Consider the following 17,495-nt stretch of genomic DNA (forward strand, 5'->3'; position numbering starts at 1 on the left):
TGGCCGATGTTCAGCGCAACCGCCTTGCCGTCCCGGAGGTCTGAGCAATGATCCCCGTCCTCATCGTCCTCAATGCAGGGTCATCGAGCCTAAAATTCCAAGTCTTTGACCTGCTCGAAGGCACTAAGCCGCGGCTCGTCTGGAAGGGCCTCTTTGAAGGGCTGGGAGGATCGGCGCACTTCGTCGTCAAGGACACGGATGGGACCCTTCTCGACGAGATGACCTGGAGTACCGGCGACCGGTTCGGGCACGAGGAAGCGTTGATGCACCTGATCTCCTGGCTGCGCCAGCATCAGGAAGGACGCAAGCTTGCCGCCATCGGACACCGGGTTGTTCATGGAGGCGAGGCCTACTCTGGCCCGGTGCTCGTCGATGACGCCGTCATCCAGAGCCTTGAGACTCTGGTGCCGCTCGCTCCTTTGCATCAGCCTCATAACCTGGAGCCGATCCGGATCGTCCGTCGGCGCATGCCGGGAATGCCGCAGGTCGCGTGCTTCGACACGGCCTTTCACCAGACCCAGTCCGACATCGCAAGCCTGTTTGCCCTGCCGCGCGACATACGGGAGCGCGGCGTGCGGCGCTACGGCTTTCATGGCCTCTCCTATGACTACATCGCATCCGTGCTGAAGGACTACGATCCGCATCTGGCGAAGGGACGCGTGATCGTCGCCCATCTCGGCAATGGCGCGAGCCTGTGCGCTCTCCGGGAAGGAGTAAGCGCTGCGACGACCATGGGCTTCTCGGCCCTCGACGGACTCCCGATGGGGACTCGCTGCGGCGCTGTCGATGCCGGCGTCGTCTTCTTCATGCTCCGGGAGATGAAGCTCAGTCCGGAGGAAGCCGAGCGCGTGCTCTACACCAAGTCGGGGCTCCTCGGAGTTTCCGGCATCTCGAACGACATGCGGGTGCTGCGGTCCAAGGCTGCAACGGATGGAGACGCCAAGCGCGCCATCGACATGTTCGTCTATCACATCACCCGCGAAATGGGTTCGCTCGCAGCGGCGCTCGGTGGCATCGACGGTATCGTCTTCACCGCCGGGATCGGCGAGAACGATGTGGCTACACGGGCTGAGGTGATCGCGGGTCTCGCATGGATGGGCCTTTCGCTTGACGAGGCCGCCAACCGCGCCGGCGGCCCGCGGATTTCCATCGGATCCGGGCCCGCCGCATGGGTCATCCCCACCAATGAGGAAATCGTGATCGCGCGGCAAACCCGCAGCGTCCTTGACGCCACGCAAGCCAAGCTCGCATCCTGACCAGGGAGATTGTCATGGAGACGCTTAAGAACAAGACGGACGAAAACAAGGCCCTGCAGGAACTCGGGGACGAGACGTTCATGTCGGCGTCCGATCTGCGGACCTACATGACTGACATGCACATGGCGAAGGCCATGAAGTCCGTCGACGGCATGGACCAGGCCGAGAAGGCTCGTCAGGACCTGATCAAGCGGATGGCCGAACCCATCGACCTGACGCCTGAGCGGCTGAAGGAAATATTGCAGCCGCTGCGGAACAAGCTTCGGTCGGCGGCGGAGCGCGGTCAGACGGAGCTGATGGTCATGCGCTTCCCCAATGCCCTGTGCAACGACCATGGGCGCGCGATCAACAACGCGGACCCGGAATGGCCGGATACGCTCACTGGACGCCCGCGCCAAGCCTACGAATTGTGGCGCGATCAGCTTCGTTCCGCAGGCTTCAAGCTCAGCGCGCAGATCATCGAATGGCCCGGCGGGCTGCCGGGCGACGTCGGCTTCTTCCTCAAATGGGGTGAAACCAAGAAGTGAACCCAATCTTGCAGAGGCGGATGGCTCCGATGCCAGGACGTAAACCGACGACCGAAGCCGATCGGCCTGGGCTCGAAACGCGAGTGACCGAATTTGGCCGCATGCAGACCAAGGTCACACAGGTCTACCAGGAGCGCTATACCAAGGCAGTGCAGCGCTACCTCGATGCCGTGAAGGCCGCGAGTGAGCCGATGAAGGACGGATCGACCCGTTCGCTGTCGCCTCTGGATTTTTGGCGCGACGCCAGCACCTATTGGCTCGACTTCTCGCAACGCTCCATCCTGTTCTGGGACACTCTGCGCCAGCGCGGCAACAACTGGATCGAACATGAAAAGGCCGGCAAGCCGCCTCTGCTGGACTTCGACTGGGAGATGATTGCGGACGCTCGTACATTCGAGCGCCCCGTGAACTACGCCCTCGTGCGTATCGTACCGCCGGAAGGTGTCAGGACCGACCCGGAACAGAGGCCCTTCGTCATCATCGACCCGCGGGCCGGCCATGGGCCGGGCATTGGTGGGTTCAAGCAGGATTCGCAGGTAGGCGTGGCTCTCAAGGCCGGGCACCCTGTCTATTGCGTAATCTTCTTCCCCGACCCGATGCCTGAGCAGACACTGGCGGATGTCTCCCGTGCCGAAGCGGAATTCCTCCGTATCGTCGGCGAGCGTCATCCGAAAACGCGCAAGCCTGTCCTCTTCGGCAACTGCCAGGGCGGATGGGCCTCGATGCTCGTTGGCGCCATGGAGCCGGACCTAGTGGGCCCCATCGTCATCAATGGGGCACCGATGTCCTATTGGGCCGGCAACGACGGCGAAAACCCGATGCGCTATGCCGGGGGCATTCTCGGCGGCACTTGGCCCGCACTCCTGGCGAGCGATCTCGGTGCGGGCAAATTCGACGGAGCCTACCTCGTCGAGAACTTCGAGTACCTTAACCCGGCCAACACCTACTTCGACAAATTTTACACGCTCTTCTCGAAGATAGACACCGAACCGGAGCGCTTCCTCGAGTTCGAGCGCTGGTGGGGCGGTTTCTTCCTGATGAACAGGGAGGAGATCCGATGGATCGTCGAGAACCTGTTCGTCGGAAACAATCTCGCGGACGGTGATGCTGAATGGTCCGAGGGTCGCGCCTTCAACCTGCGGGCCATCAAGTCGCCGATCATCCTGTTCGCGTCGCTCGGCGACAACATCACTCCGCCGCAGCAGGCTTTCAACTGGGTGGCCGATCTCTATCCGACCACGGAGGCGCTCAAGGCGAACGGACAGGTCATTGTCGGCCTGATGCACGAGAGCGTCGGCCATTTAGGGATCTTCGTGTCGGGCCAAGTCGCCAAACGCGAGTACACTCAGATCACCGATTTGATCGGCTACATCGAGCATCTGCCGCCGGGCCTCTACGGCATGCAGGTCGAGGAGCAGAACAGGGATGGAAGCGTTCACTATGACGTGCTGCTGACCGAGCGACGCGTCGAAGACCTGCAGGTTCTGCAGAAATATGGACGCAAGGACGAGATGCCGTTCAAGGCGGTCGAGGCCACCTCCGAAACATTGGCCTCCGCCTACGAGACCTTCGTTCACCCCGTCATCTCGACGATGGTGACTCCCGCCGGCGCAAGCCTGAGACGGGCAATGCAGCCGCAAAGGGCGCAGCGCTGGACAGTGTCGGATCTCAATCCGTTCCTGTGGCCCCTCAAAGGCATGGCCGACATGGCCAAGGCGAACCGTCTGTCTCGCGATAACGATGGCCCGATGGCCATGATGGAACGCTGGACGGCCGCCATGACTTCCGCTTCGTTGGACTTCTATCGCGATCTGCGCGACGCGGCGGTGGAGAACACTTTCTTCCGCACCTATGGCCCGGCCAGCATCGGTATGGCGAACGACGAGCAGGTCGACGTATCCGAAGAACCCTTCGATGCCCGCGATACGCCTCTGGTCAAGGAGGCGCTAACGCATATCGAGGATGGGGACCGGACGAAAGCCATCGTCCGTGCGGCCCTCCTGGTGGCGAAGGAGGGCACCGGAAGGCGGCGGCTCTCTGCCATGAAGAAAGCACGCGAACTCGTCGGTAAGGACATCGGCCTTGTCGACATGTCGGCAGAGGTGGCCCGGGGGATCATTCGCGAGCAGTCGTACATCGTCGACTTCGAGCCGGTGAAGGCACTCACGGCGCTGCCGAAGCTTCTGCGAACTCCCGAGGACCGGCGCAGCCTGCTCGATCTGCTCGACCGCATCGAGGGCCGGATCGAAGCCAATTCGAAGCAGGTCTCGCTGTTGGCTGAGATCCGACACCTTCTGTCCGAAGACCGAGCAGAGGCTGGGCCGATGACCGTGACGCTGGTGAAAAGCCAAACAGAAGATCGCCCCAAGACGCGGGCACGGTCGGCTTCTCAACGTCGAACGCGTGACCACAGACGCACAAGGGCAAGCTCATGAACGATCATCCGACCGAACTGCCCCAAGTCGCGCTTCAATCGAAGATCCTGCACGGCAAGCGTGCCCTCGTCATCGGCATCGCCAACGAGCATTCGATTGCCTATGGCTGTGCCCGGGTCTTCCGTCAGCTCGGGGCGGAACTCGCGGTCACCTATCTCAACGAGAAGGCCCGGCCTTATGTCGAGCCTCTGGCCGAGGAACTTGGGGCATCGATTTTCGCGCCTTGCGATGTGGGGCGTAGCGGCGAGCTCGAAGCCGTCTTCGAGCAGATCCGCGAAACCTGGGGCAGCCTCGACATCGCACTTCACTCCATCGCCTTTGCGCCGAAGGAGGATCTGCAGGGACGTCTTGTCGATAGTTCGGACGAAGGCTTCAAGGTAGCCATGGACATTTCCTGTCACTCCTTCATCCGCATGGCCCGCCTCGCCGAACCCTTGATGGCTGAGGGCGGCACGCTCCTGGCGATGAGCTATCACGGCGCGAACAAGGTGGTTCCGAACTACAACCTCATGGGGCCTGTGAAGGCGGCGCTGGAAAGCGCCGTGCGCTATCTCGCCTATGAGCTCGGCGACAAGCATATCCGGGTGCACGCCGTCTCTCCGGGGCCCCTGAAAACCCGGGCGGCATCTGGATTGAAGGATTTCGATATCCTCCTTTCGGAAGCAACCGAACGGGCTCCGATCGGCGAGCTGGTCGATATCGCCGACGTGGGCCTCACTGCGGCGTATCTGACAACACCTTTTGCGCGACGGCTGACGGGCACCACGACCTATGTCGATGGCGGGCTCAGCATCATGGCCTGATAGGTCGCACTCGAGACCAAGGGGAACGGGAGGTGTCGATGACAACTGGTTTTTCCATCTCTGACGCAACCCAGAGGTAAAGTTGCGTCCGCCAACGGACCTGATGTCTTGGCGTTTCTTGGAGAGCCAGCATGAATGCGCCTCTGAACTCTGCCGCTCCTCACCCCGCCCCTGGCGAGACTGATATCCTGATGGTCATCATGGCTGCGGTGCTTGTGTTGGCCGTTCTCGCTGTCGGACTTCTGTTCCTTCGCCTTCATACGCTGCCTAGCGGATCGCGCATCGATCTCACAAGCTGCAATTCGAAATCGTCACCGTGCTGGGTCTGCTCGCTCTCTTCACGCATATTCATGCGTTCTGGGTGGCGGGCCTACTGCTTGCTCTGATCGACACTCCCGACTTCGGCAATCCACTTCGCAGGATGGCGGGATCTCTTGAGAGATCGCCGGCCTGAAGCTTGGAGAGGGTTCTGGGGAAACGCCAGAAGAGCTCGGGAACGCCGCCACGCCCGCCGAAGAGGCGAAGGAGAGTATGGTCGATGTGCCGAAGACCATCACTCCGTCCCGGCTCTGCTCTTGCTGACGATCCTGCCGGACTATCTCTATCGCCGCTACCGTAAGGAAAGCGGATCGGGAAGGAAATCACGCTCTTCTTGATGTGGTTCGAGCTACGGTGGGGCATCATCACTTGCACAAGCTCAAGCCAACAAAGCGCTGGAAGAGGTCCTTGTGCGAATTCTCAAGTGATCTCAGCGAGGGTCCACATTGCAGAGCTAAGCGGACCTTCTTGAGGAGTAACGGAAGCTCCGCTCATGACCCGCAGCGGTCATTCAGGAACTATACCCGACGTTACACCACCGCGGAGCCCGTCTGCACCCGGGTCAATGACGCCCACGGCGGATGACATCGGTACGGCATTCGGGGCCGGTCCTGCCAAAGACCTTTTCATCATGAACCGCAGGACGACGCCCAGCGACGCGGCAAGCGGAATCGCAACCAGCAGGCCGACAAAGCCAAAGAGGTAACCGAAGGCGAACAGCGAGAACATCAGCCAGACCGGATTGAGGTTGACCCGCCTCCCGATGATCCGCGGYGACAGCACATAATCGGCAAGAATCTCTCCGATCAGGAAGATGCCTCCGACCTCCACCAGGGGCGTCCAGTCGGGCCAGGACTGGGCAATCGCGACGCACGCCGCGACGACAAAGCCGACGCTTAGTCCAAGGTAGGGGACGAAGCTGATCAAGCCGGCGGTGAGGCCGATCAGGATGGCATGGTTAAGGCCTATCAACCTCAGGGCAGCTGCGTAGAACACGGCCAGCATGAGACAAATGACGACCTGCCCCCGGATGAAACCTGCGACCGTATCGTGGATCTCCCGGCCGAGGGCGCGCACCTCTTCGCGGTGATTGGCCGGCACCCAGCCGTCGAGTGTGGTCATCATCCGATCCCAGTCAGCCAGAAGATAGATGCTGACAATCGGGACCACGACCAACAGCGAGAGGAGAGAGAACACGGCCTTCCCGCTTGCCCATAACGAACGGACAAAGTCATCGACCCAGGCAGTGCCTATCGTGGCAACGCTGTGGGTGACCGATTCCTCGATCCGGAGTTCTTGGCCCATAACCTTATGCAACCAGGGCCGACCCGTATCGGCGACAAGCGATTGAACATGCGCAACATAGCGAGGGAATTCCTCAACGAAGAACCGTAGTTCGCCGATGAGTGCAGGAAGCGTCACCAGCACGAGACCAACGAAGCCTACGGCCAGCAGCAGGATGAGGATCAGGGCTGCGAGTGAACGATTGATCCCAGCCCGTTCCAGCCGGTCGACGGCCGGGGCCAGCATATAGGCAAGCACTATACCGACTGCGAACGGCAGCAGGATCTCACGCAACACCACCAGCATCACCATCGCGATAAAGGCAATCGTGATCCAAAAGATGGTCGGACGAGCAACCGTCATCGCTTCCCTCCGACGGAGTTCATTGCGCTTTCCACCATGACCGGACGATGCTCTAGTCGCTTACATGGCTCACCATTGGTGCCTTCTCGATTAGGTCGAGAACCGGGCTGTAGTTTGTCAGATCCTGCGTCAGCGCAAAGGCCCTTATTCGTTGCCGCAGGGCGAATACGGGTAGTAGCCGCACTGATCCGGTATGACGTATGAGTTATAGGCTGCTCCTACCGCGGAGTCTCTCGCTCCCGCGTACCAGGCACCACGATAGACGGGGGCGTGCCAATAACGGTCGCCGGCCCACGCGCCACGGTATCCACCGACGCGCGCGGCGTTGAACCCACCAGCGTGGAAGCCGCCGCCAAAGCCGCCGAAGTGATCGATGAACAGAGCCGCGGGTCCGCTCGACCCGGCCAAGCTCCCTTCCAGCACCGTAACATCGAAGGTCAGGTTTCCGCCTTCGAGCTTCGGCGATTTCAGCGTCACCACGGCATCGCTGACTTTAGAGCCATCGCCGCCCAAAACGGACACGGTCGCGTTGGGCGGATCCTTGGCGAAGTTATCCTTGCCTTCGTCCCATTGCATGATGAACTGCTCGGTCATCACGTGGCCCGCGGCACGCACGGGCCGATCAGCGAAGACGATCGAACTCGGTGATACGCCGGTCAAGGTCAGCTTGCCACCCTCCAGCTTCGCACCCGCTGCATTGAGAACGGCTAGCGACGGAACTGGTCCGGTGGGAGTGACCCGACCGATGGTCTTTGCGAGGGGCATTCGTGCGTTGCCGGTCGCCTCCTGCGCGAGGACCGCGGTGACGGGGCCAATGCCGACGATCAACAGAACAAGACTGGCTAATTGCTTGGTATGCATGGCGTAAGCTCCCTTTTGCATCTCTGGCTTCGGCATCCCGCACGACTCGGACGTTGCCTCCATGTACGGCTCCTGACAGGTCGGTCAGCCGCGGATCAGCGCTTCTCAAATGGGAAGATGGTTTTCCAATCCCGCTTCATGTCGACAACGGTCCATCGATCCACCGCAGCTGCATCGAGCGCCTTGTCGAGGCGGCCGACCTTCGACTGGCGGTCATAGGCGTATTCGCGCTCCGCATCGGTGTGATGCACCACGACGCCGAGGCGACGTCCGCCGGCTTCGGTGGTCCATTGTAGCATCTCGAGGTCGCCGTCCGAATTCCCGAAGGCGGCGATGGGCCGGAGGCCGATATGCTGATTGATCCCGACCGGCTTGCCCGGTCCGTCATCGACGAAGTTCACCTGAGGCAACCGGAAGAGGGTCGGCAGCCCGTCACGGCGCTCGAACCTGGTGACGATGCTCGAGCCCACGACCTGATCAGGCGGAATGCCATAGCTCTTCTCGGCGAAGGCCCTCATGAATTCGATTCCGCCGCCCGAGACGATGAACGTCTTGAAGCCGTTGGCCCGCAGATAGGCCAGGACCTCCAGCATGGGCTGATACACGAGCTCGGTGTAGGGGCGGTCGAAACGGGGGTGCTTGGCGGTCGCGAGCCAAGCGCCGACCATCCCGATGAATTGCGCCGGCGACATGTCCGCATGCGTCGCGGCAACGATCTCGACGGCTCCTTTCTCGCCGGCGGCGGCGAGCGCCGCCATGTCGCCGTCGAGCACTGCCTTGAAAGGTTGCGTGTCATTCCATTCCGGATGCTGCGGCGCCAGCTCCTTGACCCGGTCCAACGCAAAGGCAAACTGGACGTAGATCGGCTGCTCGATCCAGAGCGTACCGTCATTGTCGAAGGTAGCGACCCGCTCCGGCAGCGGCACGAAGTCGGGAGAACCTTCCCGCGTCACGTCAGTGACGAAGGCGACGATCGCCTGTTTTGACGGGCCGTCGTTCCATGATGGAAGCGGATCGGTTTGGGCGACAGCAACCGAGATCCAGGTTGCAACCAGGGCCATGGTGCCAAGCCAGGACAGGCGCGTGCGCATATGTGCCTCCCGTTAGGGTCGTCATTCAATAGGCGCCGAAAACCAAACTCAAAAATCGTCGGATCCGTCCTTGCACCGATACCCGATGAAGCATTGCGGATTGTTGGAGCTTGGAACCCACGCCGGCTCGGGGAACTGATCGACGAGGCATTCCGAACCGTTCTTGACGAAGCGGGCATAGGTGGAGGGTCCGGTGTCGAGCACGACTGCGCCTTCCTTCAGGACGAGCTGTCGGTTGGCGCCGCAGGTCCGCTGAGACGTCGGTGGTCCGACCTGAGCGGTCGCTGCTGTCGCAGCCACGGTAAGTGCAAGGAATGTCAGTACGCTTCTCATCGCCGTTTCCTCCCCTATGCTCAAAAAGAACCTCTCACCGGCGTTAGTTGCTCGACGGTGGATTCCTGAGTTTCTCCATCGCCTGTTCGACCGAAAAGGAACCGGGTCTCTGGCGTGGCGGAAACTGCTGGAAGCTCATCAAATGTTGCCCAACGAGCGCTTGCGCCGGCACGAGGACGAAGGCATGCTCGATGAACCACCTGACGTAATCCCCGGCCTCGTGCTGAGCCCGTTCGAACGGATCGGAACGCAGGTTGAACAGCATCGGCAAGCGTAGCTCCACCATCGGCTGCGCCCACACGTCGAAGCCATGCGCCTTCTGTTCCAGGAAGACTGCTTTCCACTGGTCGTAGCGCAGGCCCGCAAGGTTGCCGTCGTCGGTCCAGTAGAAGAATTCGCGGCGCTTGTTCGGAGCCTTGCGGCCGAGTAGGTCACGCTGGTCATATCCGTCCAGATGGACCTTGAAGGTCTTGCCCGCGGCCTCATAGCCTTGCAGGAGCTTGTTGTTGATGTCCGGTTCGCCGGCTGCTGCCACAAGCGTCGTCGCCCAGTCCTCGGCGGAGACGATGTCGTTGATCTCGGTTCGCGCAGGCACCTGGCCCGGCCACCGGATCATCGCTGGAACGCGGTAGCCGCCTTCCCAATTGGTGTTCTTCTCACCACGGAACGGGGTCGTGCCGCCGTCCGGCCATGAGAAGGTCTCGGCGCCGTTGTCGGTGGTGTAGATCACGATCGTGTTGTCGGCGATGCCGAGATCGTCGAGCTTCTTGAGAAGCTGGCCGACCTGCCCGTCATGTTCCACCATGCCGTCGGGATAGATTCCGAGGCCGGTCTTCCCCTGCGACTCGGGCTTGAGACGCGTCCAGATGTGCATGCGGCTCGGATTGAACCACAGGAAGAAGGGCTTTTGATCGCGATTGGCACGGTCGACAAAGTCGAGTGAGGCCGCGAGGAATTCCTCATCGATAGTTTCCATGCGCTTCTTGGTGAGCGGGCCGGTATCGTCACATTTCTGTTTGCCCCACGGGCCGAACCTCGGATCGTCGCCTGGCGTGTCGGTGGCCGTGGCGGTGCACTTCAGTACACCGCGCGGGCCGAACTGCGCCCTGAAGGCAGGGTTCTTCGGATAGTCCGGATGCTCGGGCTCATCCTCGGCGTTCAGGTGATAGAGGTTGCCGAAGAACTCGTCGAAGCCATGCACCGTCGGTAGGAACTCGTTGCGGTCGCCGAGATGGTTCTTGCCGAACTGGCCGGTCGCATAGCCTTGTGGCTTGAGCAGATCGGCGATCGTGGGATCCTTCTCCGACAAGCCCTCCTTCGCACCGGGCAGCCCCACTTTCAGGAGCCCCGTTCGCATCGGACTCTGTCCGGTGATGAACGCGGCGCGGCCGGCGGTGCAGGATTGCTGGCCGTAATAATCGGTGAAGATCGCGCCTTCATTGGCGATGCGGTCGATATTGGGCGTGCGATAGCCCATCATGCCGCGGTTGTAGGCGCTGATGTTCCAGAAGCCGATATCGTCGGCCATGATCACGACAATGTTGGGCTTTTGCGGCTGCGCGCTCGTCGGCGCCGCCATCATGGATGCGGCTGATGCCAGAAGACCGAGCCCCAGGTTCCTCATCATGCGCATTGTCGTTCCCTCTGATGGCGCGTCCGTTCCCTGCGGACGCCGGGGTCGCAAGACCTCGGCGTCTCTTGTCGGCCGGATGAACGGCTCGTCGGAGCCCATGGCTACTTGACGTTGACCTTGAAGCTGAGCACGGACGTGCCGGGCTTCTCGTCAATGCTCTTGCCTTGCGCGGTGATCGCGAAGGCGTCGGGGCCGCGGTAGCCCGCAGTGGGCTCATAGGTCCACGTGTCCTTGTCGACCATCTTCACGGTCCCGTGCTGGGGCCGTTGGCTGATCTCCGAACTGGCGAGCGTACCTTGAGGGCTGATGTCGGACATGCATCCCTGTCCGGCCTGGACGTCGAAGTCCGCGGACATGTTCGCCCCCATGATAGGGCGATTGCCTGCGATGACACACATGCTCTGGGCAAGGGCCGGGCCGGCAAACAGAAGCCCTAACGGGAGCGCTACGATCGATAACGACTTCTTCATGATGGTCTCCTCTCTATTCCTCTGAATGTGATCGAGGTCCGCCCCATGCACAGGGTTTTCTTGTTGGCTTGCAATCGGCGAGCACCTTGTCTGAGCGGTGCCCGTTGATCTTGGGTGGCTAATCGCGTGTTCCTGCTTCGGCTCGGGTCACTGGCCTGGAGTTGCTTGCGGCTTCTTGAGCTGCTCCATCACCTGTTCGAGGTTGTAGCTCGCGGGATCCTGCATCGGCGGGAACTTCCTGTAGGTTTCGAGTTCCCTCAGCCAGAGCACTTGGCCGATCGGCAGCATGTTCCAGTCGTAGAGGTAGGCCGAGACCGGTCCTGCGAGGGCGCCGCCCATGCCCAAGAGAGTCTTCGACTGCTCCCCGATCGACGTCTCGAAGGGATCGCGCTTGATGTTGACGACCTGGCTCCAGTGGTAGGGGACGACGCCAGTGAGGAAGCCTGCCGGCGCATCGGACACCATCGCGAAGTAGATCTTCCAGTTCTTGTAGCGGACCGCGGACGGATCCTTGCCCGAGTAATAGAAGAAGGTGTCGCGCGCCGACTTTGCCGACTTGCCTTCCAGGTATTCGCGCTGATTGACGCCATCGAGGGTCGTCTTGACGATCCCCGGATACTCGCCCCGCTCGATCTGCGCCTTCAGCTCATTGCCCTTGGGGCCGCCGGCGATGTCGACGAGCGTTGGCAGCCAGTCGAGGGACGCGAAGATGTCGTTCTTGATCGTTCCCGGCTCGATGTGTCCCGGCCAGCGCACAACCAGCGGGGCGCGCATGCCGCCCTCCCAGGTCGACAGCTTGCCGCCCTTGAACGGCGTGGTGCCGCCGTCGGGGTAGGAGATCGTCTCGGCACCGTTGTCGGTGGTGAACGCGATGATCGTGTTGTCGAGCTCACCCATCTCCTCGAGCTTCTTCAGCACATAGCCGATGTTGTCGTCCATCTGCTTCATGCCGGCTTCGTTGACGCCCCAGTCCTTGCCGCCGGGCTCGCCCACCATCCCCATGTATTTGTCCGACAGCACGGTCGTGACGTGCATGCGCGCGGGGTTGTACCAGGCGAAGAACGGTTTCTTGGTCTTCTCTGGGTCGTTACGGTCGAGGAAGTCGATGACCTTGGCCGAGATCTCCTCGTCCACACTCTTCGAACGCTCGAGCGTCAGCGGTCCTTCATCCTTGCAGGTCTGGTTCGCCGCGGTTCCATCCGACGACCTGCACGAGAGCACCGGACGCGGCGGCGTCAGGCACACGGTGGTCGCGGGATCGACTGACGCCGGATCCTGGGCCAGCCCGGGGATCGGTGTGTTCCGGCAGGGCGGCGCGACCGTCTGCTCGGTCGGCGTCTTGTTGATGTCGGGGAAGCTCACGCCCTGCATGGCGTCGAGGTGATACAGGTAGCCCCAGAATTCCTGGAACCCGTGCGCGGTCGGCAGCGCATCGGTATGGTCGCCGAGGTGGTTCTTGCCGAACTCGCCGGTATTGTAGCCGAGGTCGTGCAGGAACTTGGCGATTGCGGGCGTGCCGGGCCGCAGGTAGGAGGGGCTGCCGGGCAGTTGCGGCGGGATCATGCCGGTCCTGAGCGGATGCATGCCGGTGAAGAAGGCGTTGCGACCCGCCGTGCAGCTCTGCTCGGCGTAATAGGTCGTGAACTTCGCACCCTCCCGGCCGATGCGGTCGATGTTCGGCGTTTCACCGACCATCAAGCCCTGGTGGTAAATGCTTGGCTGCATCCAACCAATGTCGTCGCCCATGATGAACAGGATGTTGGGCTTCTGCTGCGGCGCTTGCGCAACGGCCGGAGCGACCATCGCGGCGCAGACAAGGGCTGTCGCCCCGATCAGGGCAGCCTTGGCCCTCATGCGCCGGAGGCGGGATCGTCCGCCATGAGCTTGTGAGGATGCACGATCACTGTTCATTGGATCTTCCTCTCTCTGATGATGCAGCGGAAGCCGACATGGCTCGTCGAAGTGTCGACCGGCTGCGGGTGACGCGCTGCCGGACGGTAGCGGCGACAGTAGTTGGGCGCGCATAGATGCGAGCCACCCTTTGAGCACCCGGCGTGGAATTTGAATCCCAGGCTCGCAGGGAGCGTAGCTCTGGTCCTCGCGGCAGGGCGCTGGGATAGTCCTTCGGGTCGGGTGCGATTTCCGCAACCGTGACATAACCAGTGGCCTCGACGAAGTGCTGGAACTGGCGGTGGGTGATCGGCGTACCGTCGATCCAGAACCCATCGATGGTGGCACGGTGGACCGGCGCCTCATCAGGATAGTGCCGGTCCGAGCCCATCCGAAACGTGCCGCCGGGAAGCCGGATCATGTCGGCATGTGAGCCGTCGGCTGGGTGATGGTCCCGATGCCTGGATTCAAGCTGCAACATGGGCACTGCTCTCGCGCTGGCTTGCCGGTACTGTCGTCCGAGCCGCCGCCGCAGGTCTATTGGGGTCCGCCCTGATTATGATGGAGTCAGACCCTGAATCACGGCTCCGGTCGCATACCATCCAATGGGGGAAATCCAGCGAAAACTCGGTTGTTGGCACAGGCTTTGCCGTTGTGTATCGACAGGGATCAGGCCCGAGTTTAGCTTATGATTGCGGATCGAGGCTTCCGTCGCAGCTCCGGTCCGGTTGCGTTGCCCTCGCGGCCAGAGATCGCCGTCATGAGCGATGGCACCGTCACGACCATTACGCGTCCGCCCCATGGCCATCTGCCCCATCTGCGTGGCCGGGTCGCCTTGATCTTCATGGCGATCACCATTGGTGCGTGTCTTGTCACAGCGGCCCTGTTGCTATCCCGCGCGTTCGAGGAGCGGCGCGCGATCGGTAATCATGCCTTGGATGTCGCGAAGGCACTTTCCTTCGGCTTCGACCAGGAGGTTGCCGCCGTCAACTATCTCTTGAAGGGGGTGTCGAAATCCCCGGCGCTCGTCTCGGGTGACATCAAGGCCTTTTACGATCAGCTCAAGCAGACACCAGCACCGGAAGGCTCATGGCTGATCCTGTGGGACCGCGACCGGCAGATCGCCAATACCCTGCGGCCCTTCGGATCACCGCTCCCGCGGATTGTCGATTTCCCGAATTACCAAGAGCAGCTTGACCGGATCCGCGATCGGCGGTGGACTGTCTCCGGCCGGATCATGGCGCCCATGAAGGGCAACATCATCGTGGCCCTGAGCCTGCGCCTCGACGGCCCTGACGGCCAAATGAGCGGTCACATCACAACCATTCTGACGGGAGAGCGGCTCGGCGCCATTCTCGATGACGTGACAATGCCTCCGGCCTGGATGAAGGGGCTCTACGATCGCAAGCTCCAGCCGATCGTTCTCGACAGGGACAACCGCAAGGGGGCCGACATTCCCGCGCCCGCAGCGCTGATCGCGCGTCTGGCCGATACCGGACCGGATAATACGGTCGAGGGTAAGATCGAAGCCATGGATGATCGGGGCCGGCCCGTCCTTATCGCGTTTCGCCGTTCGGGAAGCACGAACTGGACGACTGTGATCATGGTGCCGCGCTCGGATCTCGATGCGCCGATCGTCGCCGCGATGTGGCGCATGGCAGGCCCCGCAGCCCTACTCCTTCTCGCGGGCGCAACAGCTGCTTGGTTCATGGCGCGGCAGATGGAGCGGCCGTTCCGAACGCTGTCAGACCAGGTCACCGGGGCGAAGAGGCAGGTGAGCGAACTGTCCGGTCAGTTGCTTGCCCTCCAGGAGGAGGAGCGCCAGCGGATCGCTCGCGAGCTGCATGACTCCACCGCACAGCACCTCGTGGCGGCCAATCTCGGCCTCGCCAATCTTGAGGAAGCGGTGTCGCAAATCCCAGCGGCCCGCAAGGGCCTGGCAGAGATCGGGAGCCTTCAGGCCGAGGCCCTGCGGGAGCTGCGCATCTTCACATACCTGCTGCATCCTCCGAATCTTGCGAATGACGGTCTCCAGGCCACCTTGCGGGACTTCGCCGAGGGCTTTGCCGGGCGCACCAGGCTCATCGCCCGCATCCGAATTCCGGAGGAGGTCGACGACCTGCCGCCGGAGCTTCAGCGAGCCGTCCTGCGTGTGGTGCAGGAAGCCCTGACCAACGTGCATCGGCACGCCGGTGCCTCCCATGTATCGGTCGTCGCCAGGATCAGGTGGGAACAGCTCGTGATACGCATCCGTGACGACGGCAGTGGGATGGAAGATCGCGAGCGGCCTGGCGAGCCAGTCAGGCTCGGTGTCGGCATCGCCGGCATGCGAGCTCGCTTGGAGCAGTTCGGCGGCGACCTGAGGATTAGGTCCGGTCCGGGCGGCACCTCCATCGTCGCAATCGTTCCTGTCCCGGTGACCGAGCGCACACTGATTCCAGCCCGGCACATATCCGCCTCCTGGCTGACGCAAGCGGCCAAGACCGATGGCGAGGCTCCCACTTGAAGATTCAGGGTCTGCCTCTGGCGAATTCAGGGTTTTGCACAAGTGAGGCTATCCACGCCTGCATGTATCCTGCCAACGGCTCGGACCCGCCGGGCTCGGACCCGCCGGGACGGCAGAGGCCACCGCCGAAGGACGTTCGATGATGACGCGCATCCTGATCGCCGACGATCACGACGTGGTCCGCTCCGGCGTCCGGACAATCCTGGAGGGGCACGGAGGCTGGGAGATCGTCGGTGAGGCCCGGGATGGGAAGGAAGCCATCGACCGGGCCCTGGCCACGCGGCCCGACATCGTCGTCATCGACTATGGACTGCCATTGATAAACGGGGTCGAGGTCACCCGGCAGATCAGGAGCCGCCTTCCCGGCGTAGAAGTTCTGGTCTTCACCATGCACGATACCGACAGCCTGATAAGGGATGTGCTCGAGGCGGGTGCCCGTGGCTTCCTGCTCAAGTCCGATGCCATGCAGTTCCTCGTTGCGGCGGTGGAGAGCCTGACCGCCCACAAGCCGTTCTTCACCGGAAAGGTCTCTCAGACCTTGCTCGAGACCTACCTGGCGAAAGGATCGGTAGACGCGTCGGCGCTGACATCCCGTGAGAAGGCCGTCGTCCAACTGATCGCCGAGGGCAAGACCAGCAAGCAGATCGCCGACATCCTCAGCATCAGCACCAAGACCGTCGAGACCCATCGCGCCACGGCCCTGCGCAAGCTCAACCTCGACACGACGGCCGCCCTCATCCGCTACGCGATCCGCAACAAGATCGTGGACGCATAAATCTGCGGAAAGGAGGATCGGTATGGCTGCATCGCTTCACACGGATGCCCCATCATTAGCCGGCCTTCTGCGAGGCTAAGGCGATGGTGTTGCCGAACGCAGTTCTCGAAAATTAAGCCGGGAGCCTTAACCACTAGGCACGCTGTGCTGTGGCCGCCGAGATGTTATGGGACACTAGCCGCATTTTCTGAAGGTCTCCCACAGCTGACGCTCTGGCCGCACAAGGAATAAGCCACTGAGTGGTGGCTTCAGCTCGGCTCCGCTCTATCGCGCTTGGGAGCAACCTGATCGAACGCTGAAGACAGCACGCCTCGTCACGGTGCGCCACTCCCCAGCGGGTTTGTTCAAAGTCCTGTCTCGCGTTCAAGCTCCTCGCCTCATCCAAGCCGATCTGTTATCATCGGCGCAGGCAGGAGGCACAAGATGACGCCTGTCCCAGCCCTGCAGACGCCCGTCCTGCTGGCCCATAGCGAGCGACAGGTCTGCATTGCCACCACAGATCACTTGATCGCCAATGACTTCGAGGTCATTGAGGTTGCCAGCACCGACGAGGCTCTCAGCTCCCTTGAATCCCGCAGCGACATCCGCTTAGTGGTCACCGAGATTGATATGCCCGGTTGTCTCAGGGGGCTCGACTTGGCACGCTTCATCATGCGGCGGTGGCCGTACATCGGCATCATTATCTTGGGCTGACCCACTCTGCCCACGCCGAGCCTAAAGCATCGGACGGTTAAACGGACGCATATCCGGCAGCCCTGAGGAAGTTCCAACACTCGTGCGGCTCAAACAAATCGCAGATGTCGCCGAGGGCGCGCCAGAGCGCGTCGAACGTTCGCGCCTCGGCCTTGCGCAAGTGTGCCTTGATCTTGGCGAAGGCCTGTTCAATGGGGTTCATATCGGGCGAATAAGCCGGCAGGAACAGGAACCAGGCTCCGCGTTGCTTCAGACAC

15 protein-coding genes and 3 pseudogenes are annotated in these 17,495 nt (G+C 61.9%); 8 read left to right on the forward strand and 10 right to left on the reverse strand.

Features of this window, described 5'->3' with window-relative positions:
• Window positions 1–47 precede the first annotated feature (47 nt).
• The 5 genes and pseudogenes from ACXJKO_RS22195 to ACXJKO_RS22215 all read left to right on the forward strand — a co-directional run bounded on the left by ACXJKO_RS22195 (window position 48) and on the right by ACXJKO_RS22215 (window position 5,603).
• Window positions 48–1,256, forward strand: a complete 1,209-nt coding sequence (locus ACXJKO_RS22195) for an acetate/propionate family kinase (protein ID WP_457093246.1) — start codon at window positions 48–50, stop codon at window positions 1,254–1,256.
• A 14-nt stretch (window positions 1,257–1,270) separates the two neighbouring features.
• Window positions 1,271–1,783: a hypothetical protein gene (locus ACXJKO_RS22200; protein ID WP_457093247.1), complete on the forward strand. Its 513-nt coding sequence runs from the start codon at window positions 1,271–1,273 to the stop codon at window positions 1,781–1,783.
• Between the two features lie 29 nt (window positions 1,784–1,812).
• A complete protein-coding gene (locus tag ACXJKO_RS22205; RefSeq protein WP_457093248.1) occupies window positions 1,813–4,218 on the forward strand; it encodes a DUF3141 domain-containing protein in 2,406 nt (801 codons plus the stop codon).
• Window positions 4,215–5,021, forward strand: a complete 807-nt coding sequence (gene fabI, locus ACXJKO_RS22210) for an enoyl-ACP reductase FabI (protein WP_457093249.1) — start codon at window positions 4,215–4,217, stop codon at window positions 5,019–5,021. The genes ACXJKO_RS22205 and fabI overlap by 4 nt, the downstream gene beginning before the upstream one ends.
• Before the next feature lie 131 nt (window positions 5,022–5,152).
• Window positions 5,153–5,603, forward strand: a pseudogene (locus ACXJKO_RS22215) (hypothetical protein).
• Window positions 5,604–5,846: 243 nt separating this feature from the next.
• Here ACXJKO_RS22215 and ACXJKO_RS22220 read toward each other — a convergent pair.
• The 9 genes and pseudogenes from ACXJKO_RS22220 to ACXJKO_RS22260 all read right to left on the reverse strand — a co-directional run.
• A complete protein-coding gene (locus ACXJKO_RS22220) occupies window positions 5,847–6,986 on the reverse strand; it encodes an AI-2E family transporter (protein WP_457093250.1) in 1,140 nt (379 codons plus the stop codon).
• Window positions 6,987–7,130: 144 nt separating this feature from the next.
• Window positions 7,131–7,847 (reverse strand): hypothetical protein, encoded by a 717-nt coding sequence (locus ACXJKO_RS22225; RefSeq protein ID WP_457093251.1) that lies wholly within the window; start codon window positions 7,845–7,847, stop codon window positions 7,131–7,133.
• Window positions 7,848–7,942: 95 nt separating this feature from the next.
• Entirely contained in the window at window positions 7,943–8,938 is a 996-nt protein-coding gene (locus ACXJKO_RS22230) for an HAD family hydrolase (RefSeq protein WP_457093252.1), read from the reverse strand.
• A gap of 48 nt (window positions 8,939–8,986) precedes the next feature.
• Complete coding sequence (locus ACXJKO_RS22235; protein WP_457093253.1) at window positions 8,987–9,271, reverse strand: hypothetical protein; 285 nt, start codon at window positions 9,269–9,271, stop codon at window positions 8,987–8,989.
• A gap of 43 nt (window positions 9,272–9,314) precedes the next feature.
• Window positions 9,315–10,904 carry an arylsulfatase gene (locus tag ACXJKO_RS22240; protein WP_457093254.1) on the reverse strand — a complete coding sequence of 530 codons (1,590 nt, stop codon included), beginning with the start codon at window positions 10,902–10,904 and terminating at the stop codon, window positions 9,315–9,317.
• 101 nt (window positions 10,905–11,005) lie between these two features.
• The gene (locus ACXJKO_RS22245; RefSeq protein ID WP_457093255.1) at window positions 11,006–11,374 is read right to left on the reverse strand and encodes an Ig-like domain-containing protein; all 369 of its coding nucleotides are present in this window, start codon (window positions 11,372–11,374) and stop codon (window positions 11,006–11,008) included.
• A gap of 147 nt (window positions 11,375–11,521) precedes the next feature.
• Window positions 11,522–13,177: an arylsulfatase gene (locus ACXJKO_RS22250; RefSeq protein ID WP_457093260.1), complete on the reverse strand. Its 1,656-nt coding sequence runs from the start codon at window positions 13,175–13,177 to the stop codon at window positions 11,522–11,524.
• A 104-nt stretch (window positions 13,178–13,281) separates the two neighbouring features.
• A pseudogene (locus tag ACXJKO_RS22255) lies at window positions 13,282–13,471 on the reverse strand (SUMF1/EgtB/PvdO family nonheme iron enzyme); the annotation flags it as partial.
• A gap of 22 nt (window positions 13,472–13,493) precedes the next feature.
• Window positions 13,494–13,745: pseudogene (locus ACXJKO_RS22260) on the reverse strand (SUMF1/EgtB/PvdO family nonheme iron enzyme); the annotation flags it as partial.
• A 279-nt stretch (window positions 13,746–14,024) separates the two neighbouring features.
• Between ACXJKO_RS22260 and ACXJKO_RS22265 the strand changes: the two are divergent.
• The 3 genes from ACXJKO_RS22265 to ACXJKO_RS22275 all read left to right on the forward strand — a co-directional run bounded on the left by ACXJKO_RS22265 (window position 14,025) and on the right by ACXJKO_RS22275 (window position 17,238).
• The gene (locus ACXJKO_RS22265) at window positions 14,025–15,770 is read left to right on the forward strand and encodes a sensor histidine kinase (protein ID WP_457093256.1); all 1,746 of its coding nucleotides are present in this window, start codon (window positions 14,025–14,027) and stop codon (window positions 15,768–15,770) included.
• Window positions 15,771–15,909: 139 nt separating this feature from the next.
• The gene (locus ACXJKO_RS22270; RefSeq protein ID WP_457093257.1) at window positions 15,910–16,545 is read left to right on the forward strand and encodes a response regulator; all 636 of its coding nucleotides are present in this window, start codon (window positions 15,910–15,912) and stop codon (window positions 16,543–16,545) included.
• Window positions 16,546–16,968: 423 nt separating this feature from the next.
• Window positions 16,969–17,238 carry a response regulator gene (locus ACXJKO_RS22275; RefSeq protein ID WP_457093258.1) on the forward strand — a complete coding sequence of 90 codons (270 nt, stop codon included), beginning with the start codon at window positions 16,969–16,971 and terminating at the stop codon, window positions 17,236–17,238.
• Between the two features lie 37 nt (window positions 17,239–17,275).
• On the opposite strand, the gene ACXJKO_RS22280 is transcribed toward ACXJKO_RS22275, so the two are convergent.
• Window positions 17,276–17,495: transposase (locus ACXJKO_RS22280; protein ID WP_457093259.1), on the reverse strand; the 220-nt coding region annotated here is incomplete at its 5' end.

It is taken from the genome of Microvirga sp. P5_D2, assembly GCF_054049475.1.